This window comes from Janthinobacterium kochi (assembly GCF_051380715.1).
GTDB lineage: Bacteria > Pseudomonadota > Gammaproteobacteria > Burkholderiales > Burkholderiaceae_D > Janthinobacterium.
Window position 1 is genome coordinate 281784 of record NZ_JBNYXO010000003.1, and the last position, 23562, is coordinate 305345.

20 protein-coding genes are annotated in these 23562 nt (G+C 60.2%); 10 read left to right on the plus strand and 10 right to left on the minus strand.

Annotation, left to right across the window (positions count from 1 at the left end; genetic code table 11):
* Nucleotides 1-465: 465 nt before the first annotated feature.
* The 3 genes from vioA to ACQ4WL_RS08985 form a co-directional block, all read right to left on the minus strand.
* Nucleotides 466-1596, minus strand: a complete 1131-nt coding sequence (gene vioA, locus ACQ4WL_RS08975; protein ID WP_436509393.1) for a dTDP-4-amino-4,6-dideoxy-D-glucose aminotransferase VioA — start codon at nucleotides 1594-1596, stop codon at nucleotides 466-468.
* On the minus strand, nucleotides 1593-4208 hold the full coding sequence (locus ACQ4WL_RS08980; protein WP_436509394.1) for a tetratricopeptide repeat protein: 2616 nt from the start codon (nucleotides 4206-4208) through the stop codon (nucleotides 1593-1595). The genes vioA and ACQ4WL_RS08980 overlap by 4 nt, the downstream gene beginning before the upstream one ends.
* 225 nt (nucleotides 4209-4433) lie before the next feature.
* Nucleotides 4434-6110, minus strand: a complete 1677-nt coding sequence (locus ACQ4WL_RS08985) for an electron transfer flavoprotein-ubiquinone oxidoreductase (protein WP_436509395.1) — start codon at nucleotides 6108-6110, stop codon at nucleotides 4434-4436.
* A gap of 251 nt (nucleotides 6111-6361) precedes the next feature.
* Here ACQ4WL_RS08985 and ACQ4WL_RS08990 point away from each other — a divergent pair, with 251 nt between their 5' ends.
* A complete protein-coding gene (locus ACQ4WL_RS08990; protein WP_034752351.1) occupies nucleotides 6362-7138 on the plus strand; it encodes an SDR family oxidoreductase in 777 nt (258 codons plus the stop codon).
* Nucleotides 7139-7168: 30 nt separating this feature from the next.
* On the opposite strand, the gene ACQ4WL_RS08995 is transcribed toward ACQ4WL_RS08990, so the two are convergent.
* Nucleotides 7169-7735: a LuxR C-terminal-related transcriptional regulator gene (locus tag ACQ4WL_RS08995; RefSeq protein WP_436509396.1), complete on the minus strand. Its 567-nt coding sequence runs from the start codon at nucleotides 7733-7735 to the stop codon at nucleotides 7169-7171.
* A gap of 147 nt (nucleotides 7736-7882) precedes the next feature.
* Between ACQ4WL_RS08995 and ACQ4WL_RS09000 the strand changes: the two genes are divergently transcribed.
* Together ACQ4WL_RS09000 and ACQ4WL_RS09005 are read left to right on the plus strand one after the other, a co-directional pair.
* Complete coding sequence (locus tag ACQ4WL_RS09000; protein WP_099759548.1) at nucleotides 7883-8581, plus strand: CoA transferase subunit A; 699 nt, start codon at nucleotides 7883-7885, stop codon at nucleotides 8579-8581.
* 21 nt (nucleotides 8582-8602) lie between these two features.
* The gene (locus ACQ4WL_RS09005; RefSeq protein ID WP_436509397.1) at nucleotides 8603-9253 is read left to right on the plus strand and encodes a CoA transferase subunit B; all 651 of its coding nucleotides are present in this window, start codon (nucleotides 8603-8605) and stop codon (nucleotides 9251-9253) included.
* 58 nt (nucleotides 9254-9311) lie between these two features.
* On the opposite strand, the gene ACQ4WL_RS09010 is transcribed toward ACQ4WL_RS09005, so the two are convergent.
* Together ACQ4WL_RS09010 and ACQ4WL_RS09015 are read right to left on the minus strand one after the other, a co-directional pair.
* A complete protein-coding gene (locus ACQ4WL_RS09010) occupies nucleotides 9312-9722 on the minus strand; it encodes a DoxX family protein (RefSeq protein ID WP_436509398.1) in 411 nt (136 codons plus the stop codon).
* Between the two features lie 231 nt (nucleotides 9723-9953).
* Entirely contained in the window at nucleotides 9954-11291 is a 1338-nt protein-coding gene (locus tag ACQ4WL_RS09015) for a dicarboxylate/amino acid:cation symporter (protein ID WP_436509399.1), read from the minus strand.
* 226 nt (nucleotides 11292-11517) lie between these two features.
* Between ACQ4WL_RS09015 and ACQ4WL_RS09020 the strand changes: the two genes are divergently transcribed.
* From ACQ4WL_RS09020 to ACQ4WL_RS09030, 3 genes are read left to right on the plus strand one after another with little or no spacing between them, the layout of a single operon-like run.
* Entirely contained in the window at nucleotides 11518-12399 is an 882-nt protein-coding gene (locus ACQ4WL_RS09020; protein WP_436509400.1) for an alpha/beta fold hydrolase, read from the plus strand.
* 53 nt (nucleotides 12400-12452) lie between these two features.
* Entirely contained in the window at nucleotides 12453-12803 is a 351-nt protein-coding gene (locus ACQ4WL_RS09025) for a RidA family protein (RefSeq protein ID WP_426072924.1), read from the plus strand.
* Between the two features lie 40 nt (nucleotides 12804-12843).
* On the plus strand, nucleotides 12844-15096 hold the full coding sequence (locus ACQ4WL_RS09030) for a RelA/SpoT family protein (RefSeq protein ID WP_436509401.1): 2253 nt from the start codon (nucleotides 12844-12846) through the stop codon (nucleotides 15094-15096).
* Nucleotides 15097-15176: 80 nt separating this feature from the next.
* Here ACQ4WL_RS09030 and ACQ4WL_RS09035 read toward each other — a convergent pair whose 3' ends face one another.
* The 3 genes from ACQ4WL_RS09035 to ACQ4WL_RS09045 all read right to left on the minus strand — a co-directional run bounded on the left by ACQ4WL_RS09035 (nucleotide 15177) and on the right by ACQ4WL_RS09045 (nucleotide 17791).
* Nucleotides 15177-16127, minus strand: a complete 951-nt coding sequence (locus tag ACQ4WL_RS09035) for a cation diffusion facilitator family transporter (protein ID WP_436509402.1) — start codon at nucleotides 16125-16127, stop codon at nucleotides 15177-15179.
* Between the two features lie 117 nt (nucleotides 16128-16244).
* Nucleotides 16245-17120: a pirin family protein gene (locus ACQ4WL_RS09040; protein ID WP_436509403.1), complete on the minus strand. Its 876-nt coding sequence runs from the start codon at nucleotides 17118-17120 to the stop codon at nucleotides 16245-16247.
* A gap of 71 nt (nucleotides 17121-17191) precedes the next feature.
* The gene (locus ACQ4WL_RS09045; protein ID WP_436509404.1) at nucleotides 17192-17791 is read right to left on the minus strand and encodes an FMN-dependent NADH-azoreductase; all 600 of its coding nucleotides are present in this window, start codon (nucleotides 17789-17791) and stop codon (nucleotides 17192-17194) included.
* 113 nt (nucleotides 17792-17904) lie between these two features.
* On the opposite strand from ACQ4WL_RS09045, the gene ACQ4WL_RS09050 reads away from it, so the two are divergent.
* The gene (locus ACQ4WL_RS09050; protein ID WP_436509405.1) at nucleotides 17905-18810 is read left to right on the plus strand and encodes a LysR family transcriptional regulator; all 906 of its coding nucleotides are present in this window, start codon (nucleotides 17905-17907) and stop codon (nucleotides 18808-18810) included.
* A 17-nt stretch (nucleotides 18811-18827) separates the two neighbouring features.
* Here ACQ4WL_RS09050 and asd read toward each other — a convergent pair whose 3' ends face one another.
* Nucleotides 18828-19676, minus strand: a complete 849-nt coding sequence (gene asd, locus ACQ4WL_RS09055; protein WP_436509406.1) for an archaetidylserine decarboxylase — start codon at nucleotides 19674-19676, stop codon at nucleotides 18828-18830.
* Between the two features lie 33 nt (nucleotides 19677-19709).
* On the opposite strand from asd, the gene ACQ4WL_RS09060 reads away from it, so the two are divergent.
* From ACQ4WL_RS09060 to ACQ4WL_RS09070, 3 genes are all read left to right on the plus strand, one after another.
* Nucleotides 19710-20015 (plus strand): hypothetical protein, encoded by a 306-nt coding sequence (locus ACQ4WL_RS09060; protein ID WP_436509407.1) that lies wholly within the window; start codon nucleotides 19710-19712, stop codon nucleotides 20013-20015.
* A gap of 46 nt (nucleotides 20016-20061) precedes the next feature.
* Nucleotides 20062-22143 (plus strand): TonB-dependent receptor plug domain-containing protein, encoded by a 2082-nt coding sequence (locus ACQ4WL_RS09065; protein ID WP_436509408.1) that lies wholly within the window; start codon nucleotides 20062-20064, stop codon nucleotides 22141-22143.
* 129 nt (nucleotides 22144-22272) lie between these two features.
* Nucleotides 22273-23511: a DEAD/DEAH box helicase gene (locus tag ACQ4WL_RS09070; RefSeq protein WP_436509409.1), complete on the plus strand. Its 1239-nt coding sequence runs from the start codon at nucleotides 22273-22275 to the stop codon at nucleotides 23509-23511.
* The last annotated feature ends 51 nt before the right edge of the window (nucleotides 23512-23562 follow it).

Genomic DNA, 23562 nt, shown 5'->3' on the forward strand with positions numbered 1-23562 from the left:
TTGCGGTTGGCTCGTTGGTCGTCAGGTCTTGCAGGAATGCATCATTGTTGTCATGTCCATCTCAGGGGCATGCCCCGCCAGGCTTGTTCGACCAGCACTGCGCGGACGGCCTCTGAGAAGCGGAAACGGACCGATTTTTTCGGCTGTCCCGCGTGTATGCCATCGGGTTTGGAGTGGAAGTTGGGAGGCCAGACCGAAGGCGTGGCGCTGACGCAGCCGTCTTCCGCTACGCGGCGATTGCGTGGGGCTGTCGTATTTGACGATGGAGCCGATACCCACTGCCTGTTGGCGCCCAAAGTGAAAATTACAATGTTCGACAGCCTGGTCGCGTCAGGTGCGGAAAAAATCTGGGAGGATCAGACTGACTCTGCACGGTAATTGTGCTGCCCATGGATGAGTATCGTTGGTGCTAGCGAAATCGTGGCCGGTGGAAATAATCATGGGCAAAACGTGGGTAAATAGGGGTCAGCTGGCGGCGGTATGGGCGATGACGGCACTGATAGTGTCGATTTGTTCGTCGCTCAGTCCGGGGTAGATGGGCAGGCAGATCACTTGGTCCGCTGCCTGGCGCGCTTGCGGCAGATTGGCGGGCGCCGCCGATGGCATGCCGCGATACATGGGGAAATCGCTGATCAGAGGATAGAAATAGCGGCGCGCAAAGATATCGTGGTCGCGCAGCACCTGGTACAGCTCATCGCGCCGCACGCCGTATTCCGGCCGCACCAGGATGGGGAAGTAGGCATGGTTCGTCATCTGCTCTTCGCATGCCGGTAGGCAGGCGATACCGGCGATCCCCGCCAGGTTCTTGCGGTAGCGCGCATCAATGGCGCGTCGCTGCAGCAGCGCGGCGTCGATGCCTTTTAATTGCAGCAGGCCGAAGGCGGCATTGATTTCGCTCATCTTGCCGTTGATGCCGGGGGCTACTACCGTCACTTCGTCGACGAAACCGAAATTTTTCAGATGATCGATGCGCTGTTTGGTTTTGCCATCGGGGCAGATAATCGCACCGCCTTCGAAAGTGTTGAAAATCTTCGTGGCGTGAAAGCTCAGCACGGACAGATCGCCATAGTTCAGTACGCTACCCCCGTTGTGACGCACGCCGAATGCGTGCGCCGCGTCGTAGATGACTTTCAAACCATAATTGTCGGCAATCTTTTCGATGCGTTCAACGTCGCAAGGTCGCCCGTAGCAATGGACAGGCATAATGGCGGTCGTTTGCGGCGTGATGGCCGCCTCGATATTGGCCGGGTCCATGTTCATGCTGTTGGGGTCGATGTCGACGAAGACGGGCTTGATACCGTTCCACAGCAGGGAATGGGCGGTGGCCACGAAAGAGTAGGGCGTGGTGATCACTTCACCGGTGATGCGCAGCGCCTGCAGGGCTGTCATCAGCGCCAGCGTACCATTTGTAAACAGGCAAATGTGCTTGACGCCCAAGTACTCGCACAGCGCCTGTTCGAGCTGTTGGTGGAACGGGCCGCCATTAGTGAGAATTTTATTCTCCCAGATCGTTTCGAGATAAGGGAGAAAATCCTTTAGCTCTGGCAACAATGGCTGGGTGACGTAGATGGGGTGTGGCAATTTGGCTGGCGTCATGAAGTACTTCCTTCCATTTGCATATCGCAATCGTAGCGTTCAACTTCAAACGTCTCTGGGGGCAGTTCCGCACACCAGCGTTGCCACATAGCACGCAGAGCATGTTCGAATCCTTCAGCGATCAGGCCAGATTGACCGATTGCAGATTCCTCAAGGCGTTGGCGCATGGTGGCGCGCAAGGCGGCCAACTGAACTATATTATTTGATAAGAAAATACCTTTTTGAACGAAATCCTCGTCATCGAGGGCAACGAAGGCGTTGAGTCCGACGTGTTCCATGATGCAGGCCCCAGCCCGGCTGGCAACTGTATCGCCGGCCAATGTCAATGTCGGTACGCCCATCCAGAGCGCGTGCATGGTGGTCGTGCCGCCCGTGTAAGGATAGGTATCGAGACATACGTCGATATGCTGATGCATTTCCAGGTAATCCCCCAGATGTGTTCGTTGGTAAAAGCTCAGCCGTTCTTCGGCGATGCCTTCATCTTTAAACCATTGCGCCAGCGTGGTGTGATCCGACTGCTTGTGCATGGCAGCCAAACGCATTTTGGCTGTAGGTACTCCGTGTAGTAATTTTGCCCAGCGAGCGATCACTTTGCGATTCAGTTTGCTTAACCGGTTAAAGCTTCCGAATGTCAGGTATCCATTTGAGAGAGCGGGCGTTTGTTGTATTGCCGGTGCAAGAGCGGATGGCAGGAAAGGCAGGCACGCAGGTAGCAGCGCCAGCTTTTCAGTCATGTATTTTCCGACGATCTCGGGCGGTGTCAGAAAACGATCCGATATGTAATAGTCCATCGCTTGCAGCCCTGTAGTGCCAGGGTAGCCTATCCAGCTTGCCTGAATCGGTGCTGGTTTTGTAGCAAATGTTTGTAGACGATTGTAAGCCGTATGCCCGGAAAGATCGATCAGGATATCGATTTTATCTTGCTGTATCTTCTCTGATAGCTCTGCGTCGGACAGTTCCATCACGTCATTCCAATGGGTCAGATATTGCTTCAAACGTTCGGTGCTACTGTCATTGCGGTTGTTGTTGTAATAGCCGTACAAAGATAAGCGAGGGCTGTTGGCCAGCTTGGCTAGTACTGGCATGACAAAATTGGACACGACGTGTTCATTGAAGTCGCCCGAGACGAAGCCGATGCGCAGGCAGCGCTGCGGGTCGCGGTCGTTACCATGCTTTGGCCAGTTGGGCCGACTCAGGCGTTCGAATTGTTCTCCAAATGCGCAATGTTCGGCAAACATTGTTGCGGCATCCACTTCGACGCTATGGCTTAAGCAAAACAGCAAATTAGTATGGCTGACCATTAGGGCAGGGGCCATGTCGCGAGCCCGATAGGCGCTGGCGATGGCCTCGTCGATGGCGCCATGCACCTGTAGCAGTGAACATAAATTGATTTCAGCCGCGTGGAAATCTGGTTTCAGTGACAGGGCCTTGCGGAAGCTTTCCAAGGCTTTTTCCGGGTGGCTGCTGTTTCTCAGCGCATTGCCCAGATAAAAATGAAGCTCATTGTTATCGGGCTCATTCTCCAGCGCCTGCTCCAGACTGATGACTGCTTCGGCGTCGCGCCCTGCCGCCAACAAGGTCGTGCCCAGATTAAAGTGCGCATCGGCGTAGTCGGGTTTCAACAAGATGGCTTGCTTGAAAGATTCGATGGCTTCGCTATAGTTCTTGTCCAGGCGCAGCGCAGAGCCCAGGCTATTCTGGACTTCCGCATCCTCTGGTATCAGCAGGCTCACGGCACGATATTGTTCCACCGCTAGTGGATATTCCTTTAATTCCTTCAGAACATTGGCCAGATTAAACATGGCTTTGGCATAGTCGGGACGTAAGGCAATCGCCTTGTGGAAACAGGCCTTGGCTTCATCTTGGCGATCCATCAGGCGCAGTACGCTTCCCAGATTGTTGTGTGCCTCCGCGAACGACGGGTCGATTTCCAGTGCGCGCAGATAGCTGTCCAAGGCATTGTCAAGCTTGCCTGCTGCTTGCCAGGCATTGCCCAGGTTGCCATGTGCCTGAGCATCATCTGGCGTCAGTTCTGCGGTTCTTTTTAGCACAGGCAAGGCATCTTTGCCTTGCACCTGCAGGGCTGTGCCCAATACGCTCCAGGCAAATGGTGCTTCTGGAAATTGTTGCAACAATTGGCGGCAAGCCGCCTCCATCTCCAAGTATTCACCGCGCTGATACAGTGCCACGATCTGATCGACGTCATGCTGCGATGGCGACTGGGCTGCCAAAGCAATTTCCTTTGTTATCAGCAGGCGTAGATTCTGTGATTGTTCGTTATCGAGTCCGCGAGCAATCGCCGTGTCCATGATGTCGAGCGCCTCCTGGAGCTGCCTTGCTTGCAGCAAGCCATTTGCATAGGAAAGCCAGAACTGGCCTTCGTCGGGGGCGGCCGACAGCGCCGTGCGCAGGAAAGGCAGTCCTGCTTCATATTTCCCTTGTTGTCCTGCCAATAAACCCAAATTATGATTGGTAATGGCGTGATAGGGGTGTGTCCGTAAAATTGTCAGATAAAGCTCTTCAGCATTTGAATAATTGCCCGCCTGATGCTCGGCGATGGCTTGCTGCAGTTCGGTATCGAGGAGGACGGCTGGAGGAACGTTCGCATGCATGGCAGGAAGGGAGTGGAAATGTTTATCAATGGGGATTGTAACTGTTAGAAGTGCTTATGAGAAACTTTCCAAGTGGAATTTTTATGTTCATGCTGTCGTAATGCAAACATGTCGTTGTTGTTGGGTCAAAGCTTGAAAATTGTGATGTATTTGATGAAAAAACAGCGCGCTGGTGAGAGCGCGCTGTTCGCTGTTGTATCGGGCTGCTGCGTTTGTCGCAGTCAATTACATGTTCGGATAATTCGGCCCACCACCACCTTCCGGCGTCACCCACACGATATTCTGCGTTGGGTCCTTGATGTCGCAGGTCTTGCAGTGCACGCAGTTTTGCGCATTGATCTGCAGGCGTTCGGCGCCGTCGTCGTTTTTCACGAACTCGTACACGCCGGCGGGACAGTAACGCGCTTCCGGGCCCGCATACGTGGCCAGGTTGACGTCGACGGGCACGCTGGCGTTTTTCAACGTCAGGTGGATGGGCTGGTCTTCCGCGTGGTTCGTGTTCGAGATGAAGACGGACGACATCTTGTCGAAGGTCAGCTTGCCATCGGGTTTCGGATACACGATCTTTTTCGACTGGGCTGCCGGCTTCAGGCATTCATGGTCGCCATGCGTGTGATGCAGGGTCCAGGGCGCCTTGCCGCGGAAGAGGATCTGGTCGATGCCCGTCATCAGGCTGCCCAGGTACAGGCCCTTCGACAGCCAAGGCTTGACGTTGCGCGCCACGTGCAGCTCTTCATGCAGCCAGGATTGTTCAAACGCAACGGGGTAGCTCGTCAGTTCGTCGTGCTGGCGCTGTTCGCCCAGGGCGCCGAAGGCCGCGTCCGCCGCCAGCATGCCGCTCTTGATGGCTGCGTGGCTGCCCTTGATGCGGCTCATGTTCAAAAAGCCCGCATCGCAGCCGATCAGCGCGCCGCCGGCGAACACCAGTTTCGGCAACGATTGCAGGCCGCCGGCCGTGATCGCGCGCGCGCCGTACGAAATGCGCTTGCCGCCTTCGAAGAACTTGCGGATTTCCGGATGCGTTTTATAACGCTGGAATTCCTCGTAGGGCGACAGGTACGGGTTCTCGTAGTTCAGGCCCACCACATAACCGACCATCACCTGGTTGTTTTCCAGGTGGTACAGGAAGGAGCCGCCGTAGGTTTTCGCGTCCAGCGGCCAGCCCGTCGAGTGGATCACCAGGCCCGGCTGGTGCAGCGCCGGGTCGATTTCCCACAATTCCTTGATGCCGATGCCGTACGATTGCGGGTCCTTGCCGGCGTTCAAGTCATACTTGGCCATCAATTGCTTGCCCAGGTGGCCGCGCGCGCCTTCGGCGAACAGGGTGTACTTGGCGTGCAATTCCATGCCCAGCTGGAAGTCGGGACCCGGTTCGCCGTCGCGCTTGACACCCATATTGCCGGTTGCCACGCCTTTGACGGAGCCATCGTCGTTGTAGAGGATTTCCGCGGCAGGGAAGCCGGGGAAGATTTCCACGCCCAGGTTTTCCGCCTGCTGGCCCATCCAGCGCACCACATTGCCCAGCGAGACGATGTAGTTGCCGTGATTTTCAAAGCAGGCCGGCACGGCGAAGTTCGGCGTTTTATACGCTTTGGTTTCCGTCAGGAACAGGATGCGGTCTTCCGTCACTGCCGTGTTCAGGGGCGCGCCCAGTTCTTTCCAGTTCGGAATCAATTCGCTCAACGCTTTCGGGTCCATGATGGCGCCGGACAGGATATGCGCGCCCAGTTCGCCGCCTTTTTCCAGCACGCAGACGGACACTTCCTGGCTCTTTTCAGCGGCCAGCTGCTTCAGGCGGATGGCCGCCGCCAAGCCTGCGGGGCCACCGCCGACGATCACCACGTCATACTCCATGGTCTCGCGCGGTCCGTACTGTTCAACTAAGTTATTAGGCTGTGTCATGGTCTCGATTGTTAGTCACTAAATGGGTGGGTGAGGAATCTTCGAATAAATTTAAGCACGAGTGTGCTTGTTTTTGGCGAGGATTGCAACTTTGGCGCCATTTTGCGTGACATTGCCCCTCGCCGCAATCTAAATCCGGCCATTTTGTGTAATGATGGCGTTTACCTTTGCTCAAGTGTGACGCAGGGTATTTTGCCCCTGTGCCAGTGGCACGGTGTAAAGTGTTGTCTAAAATAAAACAGGAGTAGCTCGTGGGCATAGAAGTCAATTTCGAGGGCAAGATTGCCCTGATTACCGGCGCATCGAGCGGCCTCGGCGCGCGCTTTGCGAAAGTGCTGGCCCAGGCGGGCGCGCAGGTCGTGCTGGCGTCGCGCCGCACCGAACGCCTGAAGGAATTGCGCGCCGAAATCGAAGCCGATGGCGGCGCCGCGCACGTGGTGTCGCTCGATGTAACTGACTTCGCCAGCATCAAGTCGGCCATCGCGCATGCGGAAACGGAAGCGGGCCCCATCGATATCCTCGTCAACAATTCCGGTGTCTCCACCACGCAACGCCTGGTCGACGTCACGCCCGAGGATTACTCGTTCGTGATGGACACCAACCTGCGCGGCTCGTTCTTCGTGGCCCAGCAGACGGCCAAGCGCATGATCGCGCGCGCCAAGGGCGACCCGAAGAAACAGCACCGCATCATCAATATCGCCTCGATGGCGGGCTTGCAGGTGCTGCCGCAGATCGGCGTGTATTGCATGAGCAAGGCCGGCATGGTGCACATGACGCGCGCCATGGCCGTGGAGTGGGGCAAGTATGGCATCAACACCAACGCCATCTGCCCCGGCTACATTTCCACCGAGATCAACGAAGATTACTTTGCCACCGAGCAGGGCAAGAAGTTGATCGAAATGCTGCCGAACAAGCGCCCGGGCAAGCCGGAAGACCTCGACGGCCTGCTGCTGTTGCTGGCGGGCGAGGATTCGCACTTCATCAATGGCGCGATTATTTCTGCCGATGGCGGCATGAGCACGTTTTAAGCCCCGCGATGAAACCGGCAGCTGCGCCCCCTAGCGCTGCAGCTGCAGTCCCACCAGCTTGTGCACCAGTTCGGACGAGGTGGCGGCCGCAAACTTGCGCATCAGCTTGGCGCGGTGCATTTCCACCGTGCGGGGGCTGAGGTCGATCTGGCGGGCGATGACCTTGCTGGTCTTGCCTTCCACCAGCAGGGCGGCGATTTCGCGCTCGCGCGGGGTCAACTGGGCCGTCACGGGGCGTTTCTCGCTGACATCCTCGAACGTCCAGATGCCCGCTCCCAGTGGCTGGCCCGGCAGCATGGCGTGGCCCGTGACATGACACCAGAACAATTCACCATTACTGCGGCGCATGATGCGCTCGTCCGAATAGCGGCCCTTGGTGTTCATGATGGGGATGATGCGCTCACCCGTGCGCAGGAATTCGTCGTGCGTGGGGTAGAGTACTTCGAAGGACTGGTCGTCGAGCTGGGCGCGGGCATAGCCGAACATGGCTGCCAGCGCCTCGTTGCAGCTGCGCATGATGCGGTTTTCCGACATGCACATGCCCACGGGCGCGTGCAGGAAGATGCTTTCATAATCGATGGCTGACGCGGCGTTCATCTGATACGTATCACTCTCACAGTGGGATTGCTGGCACGGCGCCGGTAGTTCTACGGTATTGTACTTTCCACTCGCGTATTTTATGCTGAGGAGCTGCCTGAGTTATGGACTCAAGACCAAAGCTTAACAAAAGATAGAGGGACACTCATGAATAAAGTTTATCCTGACGCCGCCTCGGCGCTGGCCGGTATCGTTCAAGATGGCCAGACCATCGCCGTCGGCGGCTTCGGCCTGTGCGGCATTCCCGAAGCACTGATCGCTGCCTTGCGCGACTCGGGCGTGACGGGCCTGACGGCCATTTCCAACAACGCCGGCGTGGACGGCTTCGGCCTGGGCCAGCTCTTGACCACACGCCAGATCAAGAAAATGATCGCCTCCTATGTGGGCGAAAACAAGGAATTCGCGCGCCAGTACCTGGCCGGCGAACTGGAACTGGAATTCACGCCGCAAGGCACCCTGGCCGAGAAACTGCGTGCCGGCGGCGCCGGCATCCCCGCTTTCTTCACCAAGACGGGCGTGGGCACCATCGTTGCCGACGGCAAGGAGCTGCGCGAATTCGACGGCGAACAATACGTGATGGAACGCAGCCTGGTGGCCGATGTGTCGCTGGTGAAAGCCTACATGGCCGATCGCGCGGGCAATTTGGTTTACCGCAAGACGGCGCGCAATTTCAACCCGAACGTGGCCATGGCCGGCAAGATCACCATCGTCGAAGTGGAAAAACTGGTCGAAGTGGGCGAGATCGACCCGGACCAGGTGCATACGCCGAGCATCTTCGTGCACCGCATCGTGGTCAACGCGAACCCGGAAAAACGCATCGAGCAGCGCACCGTGCGCGCCGACTAAATACAAGATTGGGAGATGATTATGGCTTGGACACGTGATGAAATGGCCGCGCGCGCGGCGAAAGAGCTGCAGGATGGCTTTTATGTGAACCTGGGTATCGGCTTGCCGACCCTGGTGGCGAACTATGTGCCGGACAATATGGAAGTGTTTTTGCAGTCGGAAAACGGCTTATTGGGCATCGGCCCGTTCCCCACCGACGCGGAAGTCGATGCCGACCTGATCAACGCCGGCAAGCAGACGGTGACGGCCTTGCCCGGCGCCGCCTACTTCAGCTCGGCTGACTCGTTCGGCATGATCCGTGGCGGCAAGATCAACCTGGCCATCCTGGGCGCCATGCAAGTGTCGGAAAAGGGCGACCTGGCAAACTGGATGATCCCAGGCAAGATGGTCAAGGGCATGGGCGGCGCCATGGACCTGGTCGCCGGCGTCAAGCGTGTCGTGGTGCTGATGGAACACTTGGCCACGGCCAAGGATGGCACGACCTCGCACAAGCTGCTGAAACAGTGCGACTTGCCGCTGACGGGCGTGGGCGTGGTCGACGTCATCATCAGTGACCTGGGCGTCATCGACGTGACGGAAAACGGCTTGAAGCTGGTGGAACTGGCGCCGGGCGTGACCAAGGAACAAGTGCAGGCGGCCACGGGCGCTGAGCTGGACGTATCGGCTGTGTAAGCGGAATATAAGCGGATCGTCGTATTGAAGCAGGGCGGACAGCGATGTCCGCTTTTTTTTATGCGCCCGCCTTGCCGCGCAAGCCGTCGAGGCTGTAGGCGCCGGCACCCGCCGCAGCGAAGTACAGGAAGGTGAAGCAGTACATCACGGCCATTTCGCCGCCGTTCAGGATCGGCAGGAAGCCGTTTGGTGCGTGCATCATGAAATAAGCCACCGCCATCTGGCCCGACAGGATGAAGGCGACGGGGCGCGTGAACAGGCCGACCAGCAGCAAGCTGCCGCCCACCAGTTCGATGACACCGGCCGCGCCCATCACGGACAACAGTTGCAGGCCATCGAACATGGCCACATGCGGCGCGCCGAACAGTTTTGCGGTGCCGTGCTGCAGGAAGAGAAAGCCGAGGATGATGCGCAGCAGGCCCAGCAGGCGTGGGTTCCAGGTGGCGTAGAAGGCGGGCGAGAGGGACATGACGTACTCCATTCAAAAAGGTGGATGGCTCGGTGTCAGGCTTGCATTAACGCAATGTCATTATGCGCGAGCCTGGCGGCGAACAAGTGACAGCACTGTAATGGTTTTTGATTCGTTGATCATCATGATAAATATTGATGCATGATTTACTGTTGGTTGATGATGAAGCTTGCGCTTAATGCAAAAAGCCCCGCAGACCGCTCTGCGGGGCTTTCCAATGGAGAGGTCGGCTTACTTGACGATACTCACGGCCGGTGCAACGTGGGCGTCGTCGGCAGGGTGGGTGGGATTGGCCAGCTCGCTGTGCAGCTTGTCCATGTCCAGTTCTTTTTCCCATTTCGACACGACGATGGTGGCCACGCCGTTGCCGACGAAGTTGGTCAGCGCACGGCATTCGCTCATGAAGCGGTCGATGCCCAGGATCAGCGCCATGCCGGCCACGGGGATCGTCGGCACCACGGCCAGGGTGGCGGCCAGGGTGATGAAGCCGGCGCCCGTGATACCGGAGGCGCCTTTCGAGGTCAGCATCGCCACGCCCAGGATGGTCAGTTCCTGCCAGATGGTCAGTTCCGTGTTGGTCGCTTGTGCCACGAACAGGGCCGCCATGGTCATGTAGATATTGGTGCCGTCCAGGTTGAACGAGTAGCCGGTAGGCACGACCAGGCCGACCACCGGTTTCGAGCAGCCCAGGCGCTCGAGTTTTTTCATCAGGGCCGGCAGGGCCGATTCCGACGAGCTCGTGCCCAGCACGATCAGCAGTTCTTCCTTGATGTACAGCAAGAAGCGGCCGATGGAGAAGCCCGTGTACTTGGCGATCAGGCCCAGCACGACGAAGACGAACAGGAAGCAGGTCAGGTAGAACGAACCCATCAGTTTAGCCAGCGGGATCAGCGAAGCCAGGCCGTATTTGCCGATGGTGAAGGCCATCGCGCCGAACGCGCCGATGGGAGCGACTTTCATGATGATGTTGACCATGCCGAAGATGGCATGCGACAGTTCATCGATCAGCTTGGTGACCGGACGGCCGCGCTCGCCCAGCAGGGACAGCGAGAAGCCGAACAGGATGGCGATCAGCAGCACTTGCAGGATGTCGCCCTTGGCGAAAGCGTCGACGAAGGTCTTCGGGATGATGTTCATCAGGAAGTCGACGGTGGTCAAGCCTTCGGCGTGCGTGTATTGCGCAATCGACTTGGCGTCGAGGTGGGCTGGATCGGCGTTGAAGCCGGCGCCCGGTTTGAGGATATTGGCAACCAGCAAACCGATGGCCAGCGCGAAGGTGGAGACCACTTCAAAGTACAGCAGCGCCTTGCCGCCCACTCTGCCGATTTTCTTGACGTCCTGCATGCCGGCAATGCCGGAGACCACGGTGCAGAAGATCACCGGGGCGATGATCATTTTGATCAGTTTGATAAAGCCGTCACCCAGCGGTTTCATGTCGACGGCGTTCGAGGGGTAGAACACCCCCAGCAGCACGCCTGCCACGATGGCGAACAGCACCTGCACGTACAGGATTTTATAGAACGGTTTTTTCACGAGTGGTCTCCTCTTGCGGGTTGATGCTGCGATCATCCGCCCATTGCCGGGCCGGCTCAATTGTGGATAACCGCAGATATGCACTTTCGCTATATCGGGTATTGCGCCATGGCGAAGGTGCCAGCGCTATGCTGCGGCGCAGCATTTCAGCCGTGCGCTTGGAGCATTGCCCGCGCTGCGCTACACTGCCGTAGCGTCGCGCGCGGGACACCCCTTGGCAGGCAGAAAGCGGTGCTCTTTTTATATCAAATAAGGAAATCGCATGATCGAAGCCAGCATCAAGTCAGTGCAATGCATCTCGCCGGCGGGCTTGCACCGCATGTCGTATAAAGAGTGGGGCGCGCCCGACAATCCGAACGTTCTCGTCTGCGTCCACGGCGTGACGCGCGTGGCCGACGACTTCGACAACCTGGCGCGCGCCATGGCCAGCGATTACCGCGTCATCTGCCCCGACGTGGTCGGACGCGGGCGGTCGGGCTGGCTGGCCAATCCGCAGTTCTACCGCGTACCGCAATATGTGAGCGACATGGTGACCCTGCTGGCGCGCGTGCTGGCCAACGGCGAGCGTCAGACGGTGGACTGGTTCGGCACCTCGATGGGCGGCTTGATCGGCCTGGGCCTGGCATCGTTGCCAAACAGCCCGATCAGCAAGCTGGTCCTGAACGATATCGGCCCGACCCTGGCGCCCGAAGCCTTGCAGCGCATCGGCGACTACATCGGCCAGGACTTGCGTTTCGAGACGTTCGAGCAGGGCGCCAAATTTGTGCGCGATGTGTCCGCCAGCTTCGGCCCGCATACGGACGCGGAATGGCATAAACTGGCAGTGGACGTGTTGCGCCAGGATAAGGATGGCCATTGGCGCCGCCACTATGATATGGGATTGGCCATGCCGTTCCGCTCGGCCACGCCGGAATCGGCGGCCAGCGACGAAGCCATGCTGTGGGCCGCGTATGATGCCGTGCGCTGCCCCACCTTGCTGGTGCGCGGGTCGGAGTCCGACCTGCTGTCGCACGCGACGGCGCAAAGTATGCTGGGCCGCGGCCCAAAGGCGCAGCTGGTGGAAATCGCCGGCGTGGGCCATGCGCCCACCTTCGTGCACGACGACCAGATCGCCATCGCGCGCAAGTTTTTGCTGGGCAAGTAAGTAGTGGTAAGTAATAACGCTGTACAGATTTTGAAACAACCGAAAGAAGAAGCATGGAAATTACACGACTGCACGTAGGCAAACGCCTCTCCGAAGTAGCGATACATAACAACACCATCTACCTGGCTGGCCAGATTGCCGAAGACACCACGCAAGACATCGTCGGCCAGACGCGCGAAGTGCTCGCTCACGTCGACCGCCTGCTGATGGAAGCGGGCAGCGACAAGACCTGCATCCTGTCGTGCCAGATCTACATCGCCGACATGAAAGACTTCCCCGGCATGAATGAAGTGTGGGATGACTGGGTCGCGTCCGGGCACACGCCGCCGCGCGCCACCGTGGAGGCGAAACTGGCCAATCCGGCATGCCTGGTTGAAATCGTCATCATCGCTGCAGAGCGCTAGGTTATTCAGTTATTTAGTTTTTCAGTTTATAAGGCATCACATGGTTTCCATCTCGGCCCCGAATAGCGTCACCTCGGAACAACTGGTAGAGGGCTTGAGTGCGCCGGACAGCGCGCGCGTGCTGGACGCGCTCGCGTATGCCACCGAAGCGTATGGCGACAAGCAGACCTTTGCCGGCCGTTCTGCGCTGGAATTCGCCATCGGCGTGGCCACCACCCTGGCTTTCCTGCGCAGCGATGCGGAAACGCGCATTGCTGGCCTGATGTTCGAGCTGACCTTGCTGGACCCGGATACGGCGGCCGATATCGAGCCGCGCTTCGGCAAGCAGGTGTGCGACCTGGCGACAGGCGTGCGCCAGCTGATCCGCCTGCGCGCGCTGACCCAGGCACAGCACGGCAGCGCTGCCGGTCGTGGCAAGAATGCGGCTCAGCAAGCCGTGGCCCAGGTGGAAACCTTGCGCAAGATGCTGCTGGCGATGGCGTCCGACATGCGCGTCGTGCTGGTGCGCCTGGCCGCTTGCGTGACGACCTTGCGTTACTTTGCCGAACTAAAATTGTTCAACGAAATGACGCGTGAATATGGCAAGGAAACGCTGGATTTGTACGCGCCGCTGGCCAACCGCCTCGGCATCTGGCAACTGAAGTGGGAACTGGAAGATTTGTCGTTCCGCTTCATCGAACCGGAAGCGTATAAACGCATCGCCAAGATGCTGGAAGAAAAGCGCATGATGCGCGAGGGCTTTGTTTCCTCGGCGATTCTGCGCCTGCAGACGGAACTGGCTTCGGCTGGCATCCCGGCGGAAGTGTTTGGCCGTCCGAAACACATTTACAGCATCTGGAACAAGATGCGCGGCAAGGAACTCGATTTCACGGCCCTGTACGATGTGCGCGCCTTCCGCGTCATCGTTTCCGACGTGAAAACTTGCTACACGGTACTGGGCGTGGTCCACAATATCTGGACCCCCATCCCGAAAGAATTCGACGATTACATTTCGCGGCCGAAACCCAACGGTTACCAGTCGCTGCACACGGTGGTGACGGCCGAGGATGGCCGCCCGCTGGAAGTGCAAATCCGCACGAATGAAATGCACAGCTTTGCCGAATACGGCGTGGCCGCGCACTGGCGCTACAAGGAAGAGGGCGGCTCAAACTTTGCCGGCCAGAAATACGACGAAAAGATCGCCTGGCTGCGCCAGTTGCTGGCCTGGAAGACCGAAGTGGCCGATGCTGTCGTGGGCCAGGAAGAAATCCAGCGCGAATGGGTGGAAAAGCTCAAATCGGCCACGCTGGACGACCGCATCTTCGTCATGACGCCGCAGGCCCGGGTGTTGGAATTGCCCGTCGGCGCCACGCCCGTCGATTTTGCGTATCACCTGCACACGGACGTGGGCCACCGCTGCCGCGGCGCCAAGGTCGACGGCATCATGGTGCCCCTGAATACCCAGCTGAAAAACGGCCAGACCTGCGAAATCATCACCGCCAAGGGCGCGCCGGGCACGGCCGGGCCGTCGCGCGACTGGCTGGGAGCCGGCTATGCCGTCAGCACGCGCACGCGTTCCAAAATTCGCGCGTGGTTCCATGCCATCGACATGCAGGAAACCCTGGCCCACGGCCGCGCGCTGGTGGAGAAATCCTTGCAGCGCGAAGGCAAGACGGCCGTCAACCTCGAGGCGCTGGCACAAAAGCTGGGCTTTGCGAAAGTCGACGAACTGTTCCTGTCGGTCGGCAAGGATGAATTCAGCCTGCGTCACGTGGAGCAGGCGCTGCACGACAATGGCGAAGTGGTGGTGCCGGAAGACGCCGTGCTGGTCGGCAAGAGCCGCGCTTCCAGCGTGGAGCAGGGCGCCAAGTCCGGCGTGCTGGTGGTGGGCACGGAAGGCCTCATGACGGTGCTGGCCAAGTGCTGCAAACCGGCGCCGCCGGACAGCATCGTCGGTTTCGTCACGCGCGGCAAGGGTGTCTCGATCCACCGCGCCACCTGCAAGAATTTCGAGGAAATGCGCGCCAAGTCGCCTGAACGGGTGATCTTCACCGAGTGGGGCAGCACGGGCGGCCACGACACGGTATATCCGGTCGATGTCTTCATTCTCGCCGGCGACCGCCAGGGTTTGCTGCGTGACATCTCCGAAGTTTTCTCGCGCGAGAAAATCAATGTCATCGGCGTCAACACCCAAAGCGCCAAGGGCCAGGCCCGCATGACCTTTACGGCCGAGATCAGCTCGACAGCGCAGCTGTTGAAGGCATTAAATGTGATCAAGGACGTCAGCGGCGTGCTTGAGGCGCGCAGAAGTTAGCGTATCTTGGGGTCAGACCCCCAAGCCCGTTAACGCAGAGCTCTGCGCTGACATGGCCGAGGGTCTGACCCAAGTCCTTGCTAGTGGGTTTTGTCACCCTGATGCAAGCCCGCCATCGCCGCCGTCTCAGGCTGCAATGTGATGTGATCAATCCCATGCTTGACCAACAACATCTTCTTGATCGCCCGCAAGACCTTCGGCCAATGGTCGAGGTGCTCGATTTCCACGTGGCCGATCAGGGCTGGCTGGCCCGGTGACATGTCCCACACATGCAAATCGTGCACGGCAATCACGCCGTCCACTTGCTCCACGTCGGTGCCCACGGCGATATAGTCGATGTGCATGGGCACGCCTTCCATCAGGAAGTGATACGACTCTTTCAATACCCCGAAGGTGGATTTCAGGATCAGCAGGGACACCAGCACGGACAACAGCGGGTCGATCTGCATCCAGCCCGTAAAGTAAATCACGGCGCCGGCGATGATGGCGGCGACCGAACCGAGCAAATCGCCCATCACATGCACGAGGGCGGCGCGCGTGTTGACGCTTTGCTTGTCTTTCGACAATACCCACGCCACCACCACGTTGATCGCCAGGCCGATGAAGGCGACGATGAAGACCATGCCCCCCTTGACGGGTTGCGGGGCGGAAAAGCGCTGCACGGCTTCATAGCAGATCCAGCCCACCACGCACAGCATGGCCAGGCCGTTGACGAAGGCGGCCAGTGCCTCGGCGCGGCCAAAGCCGAACGAGTGGCGCGGCGAAGGAGGGCGGCGCGCGATCAGTTGCGCCAGCAGGGCCAGGCCCAGCGCGGCTGCATCCGTGACCATGTGGCCCGCATCGGAAATCAGCGCCAGCGAATTGGACAGGAAGCCGGCCGCCACTTCGATGCCGGCAAACGACAGGGTCAGCCCCAGCGCCCACGCGAGGATGCTCTGGCTACGCCCTTCGAACGAATGGGTGTGCTCGGCGTCGCCCTTCAGGTGGGCGTGCAAATGGGTGGCGTCGTGTTCGGTGTGCGTCGGCGGCATGGAATGCTTTGTGGAATGAGGTTGCCGTCAGTGTAATTGAAAAGCAACAACATAGTCGGCGCGTAAAAAAACCTGCAGGCCATGAGGCACTGCAGGTTTTTCCTTAAGCAAACATTTTTACTGTGCCGCCGTCTCGCCAAACTTGCCTTCGCGGAAATCCTGCACGGCCTGGAACACTTCCGCCTGGGTATTCATGACAAACGGGCCGTACTGCGCGATGGGCTCGTTCAAGGGCCGGCCGGCGACGAGGATCACGCGGCCGCCTTGCGGCGCTTCGATGCGCACGCCGTCGCTGCCCGGCGTGTTGGAGAAGATCGCCATGCGCAGGGCGGGCACGGCTTTGCCGTCCACCTGCACTTCGCCACGGAAAGTGTAGATGAAAGCGTTATGGCCCGGCGGCAATGGCTGCTCGAAGCTGCTGCCGGCCGGCAAGTCGATATCGAGGTACAGCGGTTGCGTCAGCTCGCGCTGCACCGCGCCCGTCACGCCATGGCTCTCGCCGGCGATCACTTGCACTGCCACGCCGTCGTCCGTCGTGTAGCGGGGGATTTCATCGCTCGTAAAGTCGCGGTACCACGGCGTGCGCATCTTGTCGCGCGCAGGCAGGTTCAGCCATAGCTGAAAGCCTTCCATCACGCCTTCTTCCTGTTCCGGCATTTCCGAGTGGATCACGCCGCTGCCGGCCGTCATCCATTGCACGCCGCCCGAGGTCAGCAAGCCTTCGTGGCCCGCGCTGTCCTTGTGGCGCATGCGCCCCGTAATCATGTACGACACGGTTTCAAAACCGCGGTGCGGATGCTCGGGGAAGCCGGCGATATAGTCGTTCGGCTTGTCGCTGGCAAAATTGTCGAGCATCAAGAACGGGTCGAGGCGACGCTGCAACTGCTGCGTCAGCACCCGGTTGATCTTCACGCCGGCGCCATCCATGACGGCCTGGCCGGCAATCACGCGCTCGACGCCGCGTGGCTTGTTGACGGTGGTGATGTCGCTCATTGTTCTCTCCTGTTTGGGGTCAGACCCGGCGGAACTCGGCGTCTCCGTTTGACCCCAGTTTGGTACGTGCATTACACCAGGATGGCGTTGATCTCGGCGTCCGCTTGCGCCTGGGCCTTGGCCACGGCTTCCGGGCCCATACCCATGCCTTCCGAATACACGTATTGCACGTCCGTCAGGCCCAGGAAACCGAACATGGTGTTCAGGTACGGCACCTGGCTATCGTTGGCGCTATCGCGGTGCAAACCGCCGCGGGACAGGCCCACGTAGACTTTCTTGCCGGTCAAGAGGCCCACCGGGCCGTTTTCCGTGTACTTGAAGGTGACGTTGGCGCGGGCAATCGCGTCGAACCAGCTTTTCAGTTGCACGGTGATGCCGAAGTTGTACATGGGCGCGCCGATGACGATCACGTCAGCCGCTTGCACTTGCGCAATCAGCGCATCGTCCAGGGCGATGCGGGCCGCTTGTTCCGGCGTGCGCTTGTCGGCTGGCGTGAACAGCGCTTGCAGGGTCGGCTCGTCGAGCACGGGGTGCGGTGCGGCGGCCAGGTCGCGGCGCGTCAGGGCGGCGCCGGGGTTGGCCGCTTGTACGCGGGCAACGATGGCGTCAGCCAAACGGGTCGAGGCGGAACCGGTGCTGCGGGCGCTGGAATTGATCTGCAGGATGTTCATCTTGTTTCTCCGTGTGAGGTGTCTTGCGATGGATGAACTATAGCAATTCCAAAATTGATGCGGAAGCCGTTAAAATGGATAACATTAATCCACTCATGGAACAATGAAGGCATATGGATATCGATCCCGGAGATTTGCTGCTGTTTGCGCGCGTCGTCGAGTGCGGCAGTTTCAGTCGCGCCGCCGTGCGTGTGGACTTGCCCAAGTCGACCCTGTCGCGCCGCATCTCGCTGCTGGAAGCGAAATTGGGCGAACGGCTGCTGCTGCGCACCACGCGCAAGCTGGCGCTGACAGAATTTGGCGCCAGCCTGCTCGAACATGCGCGCAAGGTGGTCGAGGAAACGGAAGCGGCCGGCGCGCTGGCGCAGCACCGCCAGGCGGGGCCCAGCGGCTTGCTGCGCATTTCCATGCCAGCCGACTTCGGCGACGCCCTGATGCGCCAGGTGCTGGCCGAGTTCGTGCGCCGCTATCCGGCCATTTCGCTGGAACTGGATTTGTCGGCGCGCCGCGTGGATTTGCTGGAAGAAAATTTTGACCTGGCCATCCGCATGGGCAACTTGCCCGACGATGCCAGCCTGGCGGCCCGCCGCGTGGCCTTCAGTACGCTGGCCCTGTATGCCTCGCCGCAATACACGAGCGTGCACGGCTTGCCCGAGCATCCCGACGATTTATATGGCCACGATTTGCTCAGCTTGCCACGGGCCGTGCATGGCCTCGTGCACTGGACTTTGATGCGCGGCAAGACGACGTGGGAGCGCGACTTGCCCGTGCGTCTGGTGGCGAACTCGCCGGAATTGCTGGTGCGTATGGCCTGCACGGGCGTGGGCATCGCGGCCAGCACGGACCGCTTTGCCAAGGCGTATGTGGCGACGGGGGAACTGGTGCGCGTGTTGCCCGAATGGAGTTTCCCGTTGGTCACGGGCTGGGCCGTGTTTCCCGGCCGGCGATTGATGCCGGCCAAGACGCGCGCATTCCTGGACTTGATGGAAGAGATGTACAAAACGGACGCGCCCGTGTAGGAGCGCGTCTTGCTGTCTTACTTGGGCACGTTGCCCATGACTTCACCCAGCTGCACGGGACCGGCCGGTTGCCAGCTGGCATTGAACTTGACGGTGTCTTTCGGGAACAGCATGACGACGGTGGAGCCGAGCAGGAAGCGGCCCAGCTCTTCGCCCTGTTTCAGCACCACATTGTCGTTGGCATAGCTCCAGTCGCGCACCTGGCCCGTGCGGGGCGGGTTGACGACGCCGTGCCAGACGGTGGCCATGCTGCCGACGATGGTGGCGCCCACCAGTGTCATGACGAAGGGGCCGTTGGCCGTGTCGAACACGCAGACGACGCGCTCGTTGCGGGCGAACAAGCCGGGAATGCCGCGCGCCGTCGTCGGGTTGACGGAGAACAATTCACCAGGGACATAAATCATGCGCGTCAAGCGGCCGTCGCACGGCATGTGGATGCGGTGGTAGTCGCGCGGGCTCAGGTACAGATTGGCGAAGCTGCCGTGTTCGAACTGCGCCGCCAGGGCCGCATCGCCGCCCACCAGGGCCGTGGTGCTGAAGTTGTGGCCCTTGGCCTGGAAGATCTGGTCCTTGTCGATGCTGCCGAACTGGCTGATGCGGCCATCGACGGGACAGACGTAGTCGGCCTTGGCCAGCGGACGGGCATCGGGGCGCAGCGCGCGCGTGAAAAAGTCGTTGAAGCTCGTGTAGTGCGTGATATCCGGGTCTAGTGCCTCATCCATGTTGACGTTGTAGCGACCGACGAACCAGCGGATCAAACGCGTGGTCATGGCGCCGCCTTTGGCGCCGGCGACACGGCCGGCAAAATTGGTCAACGCTCCCTTGGGCAGCAGGTATTGAGGCAAAACGGCAAGACGGTCAGACACGATGGGAAGCCTTTGACGGGGGTGATGAGAATAATGGCGAAAACGCATTATAGCGGCGATGTGGTGCGCAATGATATGCGCCGTATGCAAGCGTGCGTATCGCTGCCTGTCACCGAATTTAATTTGCTGTGGGAAATATTTTCAGGAAACTGTGCCAGTCGGAAAAAATTGCAGCACAATACAATGGCCTGTTTTTTAGCTTTTAGCCATTTTTATTTAGCCAACTTTTTTCAGCCAGGTCATGATGCCACGCCGTTGCCTTCGTCTTACCGTTGTTTGTTCCGCTGTTGTGTTTGCCTGGAATGCCCAGGCCCAGCAATCCGAAGCGCCGGCCTTTGAGGCCGCTGGCGCGCCGCTGAAGGCAGAAAAGCCCGCCGCGCCTGCCATGCAAACCGTCGAAGTCAAGGGTAGCGGCTATGATCCGCGCCGTGACGATACGGCCAGCAAGATGGTCGTCAGCAGCGAAGAAATCCTCAAGTATGGCGACAGCAATGTCACCGACGTGCTCAAGCGCTTGCCCGGCATTACCGTGTCCGGCGCGGCCGGGCGCTCGGGCGGCGAAATCCGCATGCGCGGCCTGGGCAGCGGGTATACGCAGATCTTGCTCAACGGCGAACGGGCCCCGGCCGGTTTTTCGCTCGACACCCTGTCGCCCGACGTGATCGAACGCATCGAGATTTTGCACGCGGCCAGCGCCGAGTACAGCACGCAGTCGATCGCCGGCACCATCAACGTGGTGCTGAAAAAGGCCGTCAAAACAGCACAGCGCGAGCTCAAGCTGGGCGTGCAGGGCAGCGACGTGAGCTTTTCACCCAGTGTCAACGTGCAACTGTCCGACCGCGACGGCAATTTCTCGTATTCGCTGGCCGCCTCGCTGTTCCGCTATGACTACCATTACGACAATCCGGGACTGGAACTGGGCTACGCGCCCGATGGCCGGCAAAACCTGCTGCGCCGCACGAATGGCACCGGCGATGGGCGTCCGGAAGGCATCAATCTGTCGCCGCGCCTGAACTGGGTGCTGGCCGGCGGCGACAATGTGACGGCGCAATTCTTTTTCAATGGCGGGCGCTCGAACCACCGCAATGTTAGCCGCGCCGAGACGGAGCAGGGCTTGCGCCCCGATTACGACACCAATACGGGTAGCTCCTGCAACCACAATGCCTTTGGCCGCAGCGACCTGACGTGGATGCACAAGCTGGCCGGCGGCGCCAGGCTGGAGCTGAAAATTGGCGCCTCGGCCGCCCGCAATACGTCTGACAGCCTGCAGCAAGGCTTTGTCGATGGCAGCGGCCTGGCGCTCGAGCGCAAGGTGGGCGTGAGGGCGACGGAAAACGGCGTCAGCTCCACCGGCAAGTATTCCACGCCCTTGCTGCCCGGCCATGCCCTGTCGATGGGCTGGGATGGCGCGCGCACCGAGCGCGAGGAATCGCGCCAGCAGCGCGAAGCGGCCCTGGGCGCGTTGGGTGCACGCCCGCCCCTCAACAGCGACGAAGGTTTCGACGCCACTATCGAGCGCCTGGCCCTGTACGTGCAGGACGACTGGGAAATCACGCCGCGCTGGTCGATGTATGCGGGCGTGCGCTGGGAAGGCATCGATACGCGCAGCGCGGGCGATACCTACGAGGAAGTGCAGCAGCGCACCAGCGTGTGGAGCCCGCTGCTGCAAACCTTGTGGAAGCTGCCTGATACCAAGGGCGACCAGGTACGCCTGGCCCTGACGCGCACCTACAAGGCGCAGCCCACGTCAAGCTTGATTCCACGCCGCAATACCTCGACCAACAATAGCCAGACCGACCCCGACCGCGAAGGCAATCCCTACCTGAAGCCGGAGCTGGCGCTGGGTATCGATGCCTCATACGAGCACTACTGGGCCGAAGGCGCCTTGCTCAGCGCGCGCGCCTCGGCCCGCCGCATCGACGGCTACACGCGCCAGGGTTTGCTGTTCATCAATGACCGCTGGGTGTCCACGCCCGTCAACGATGGCCGCGCGAATACGCAGACACTGGAACTGGAAGCGAAGTTCCCGCTGCGCGCCGTATTGTCCACGCCCGTGCCGGCCATCGACTTGCGCGCCAGCGTCAGCCGCAACTGGTCGCAAGTGGAGCAGGTACCGGGGCCAAACAACCGGCTCGACCAGCAAACCCCCGTCAGCGGCAATGTCGGTCTTGACTACAAGACGGCCGATGGCATGCTGACGACTGGCGGCAGCTTCAATTTCCGCAATGGCGGCCCGGTGCGTATCACCGAACGCCAGAGCGCCTATACGTCGCCGCGGCGCGACCTCGACATCTATGCACTGTGGAAATTCGATGCGAAGAACCAGCTGCGCCTGGCCGTGTCGAACTTGCTGGCGCAAGACTTCGAGAGCACCACCACGTATGCGGATGCCAGCGGCACGATAGCCCGCAACAGCATTTCACCGAGTTCACCGCAGGCGCGCGCGACCCTGGAAATGAAGTTCTGACGGGTCTGCTTACTTGCTACTTTCGCGGTGAAACCCCGGCCGGTATCCCCGCTGGCCTATAATCTCGGCAATCGCGCGCACGGCCAGTCCGTGCGCGCCACCTTTTACTTTGCCAAGATTGCTTTCCCCATGACGTTTTCCTCCCTCGGCTTGATCGACCCCCTGGTCCGCAAACTTGACGAGCTCGGCTATGCCAAGCCGACCCCCGTGCAGGCGCAGGCGATTCCTGCCGTGCTGGCCGGGCGCGACCTGATGGCCGCCGCCCAGACGGGCACGGGCAAGACGGCCGGCTTTGCCGTGCCCCTGCTGCAGCGCCTGACTTTGGAAGGCGTGGTGGCGCCCCAGTGCGTGCGCGTGCTGGTGCTGGTGCCCACGCGCGAACTGGCCGAGCAAGTCTATGCCAGCTTCCGCAGCTATGGCGGCAACTTGCCGCTGCGCAGCTTTGTCGCCTACGGCGGCGTGCCCATCGAGCCGCAGATCAGCAAGCTGCGCAAGGGCCTCGATGTGCTGGTGGCCACGCCGGGCCGCTTGCTGGACTTGCAAACGCAGGGCGCCGTCAAGTTCGAGCAGGTGCAGACGCTGGTGCTGGACGAGGCGGACCGCATGCTGGACCTGGGCTTCGAGCGCGAGCTCGATATATTGCTGATGACGATGCCCAAGCAACGCCAGACCCTGCTGTTCTCGGCCACCTTCTCGGACGCCATCCGCGCCATGGCCAAAACCATGTTGAAGGACCCCGTCTCGGTGGAAGTGAGCGCGCGCAACAGTACGGTCAAGGCCGTGAAACAGTCGGTCATCGTGTGCGACAAGAAACGCAAGCCGGAACTATTGCTGCACCTGCTGAAGAAAAAGCGCTGGGGCCAGGTCCTGGTCTTCGTCAAGACGCGCAAGGGCGTCGAGTTACTGGTGAACACCTTGCTGGAGCAGGGCGTGCGCGCCGATTCCATCCACGGCGACAAGACGCAGCCGAATCGTCTGCGCGCGCTGGCCCGTTTCAAATCTGCCGAGGTGCAGGTGCTGGTGGCCACCGACGTGGCCGCCCGCGGCCTCGATATCGATCAATTGCCCGTCGTCGTCAATTTCGACTTGCCCACCGTGGCGGAAGACTATATCCACCGCATCGGCCGCACGGGCCGCGCGGGCGCCTCGGGTGTCGCCATTTCGCTCGTCTGCGCCGATGAAGTGGAGTTGCTGTCGGCCGTCGAAGCGCTGACCCGGCAAACCCTCAAACGCGGCGAAGAACCCGGTTTCGAGGCGGAACACCGCGTGCCGGGCACGTCCGCCGGCGGCACCATCCAGAAAAAGGCCGTCAAGGTGCTGGCGCCGAAGGCGGCCGAGCGGGCCAAGAAGCGCCGTTTTTATACATAATTGGAGGTGCAAGGCGCGCTGCAAGGATATGGCATTCGTGCCATCATGCGG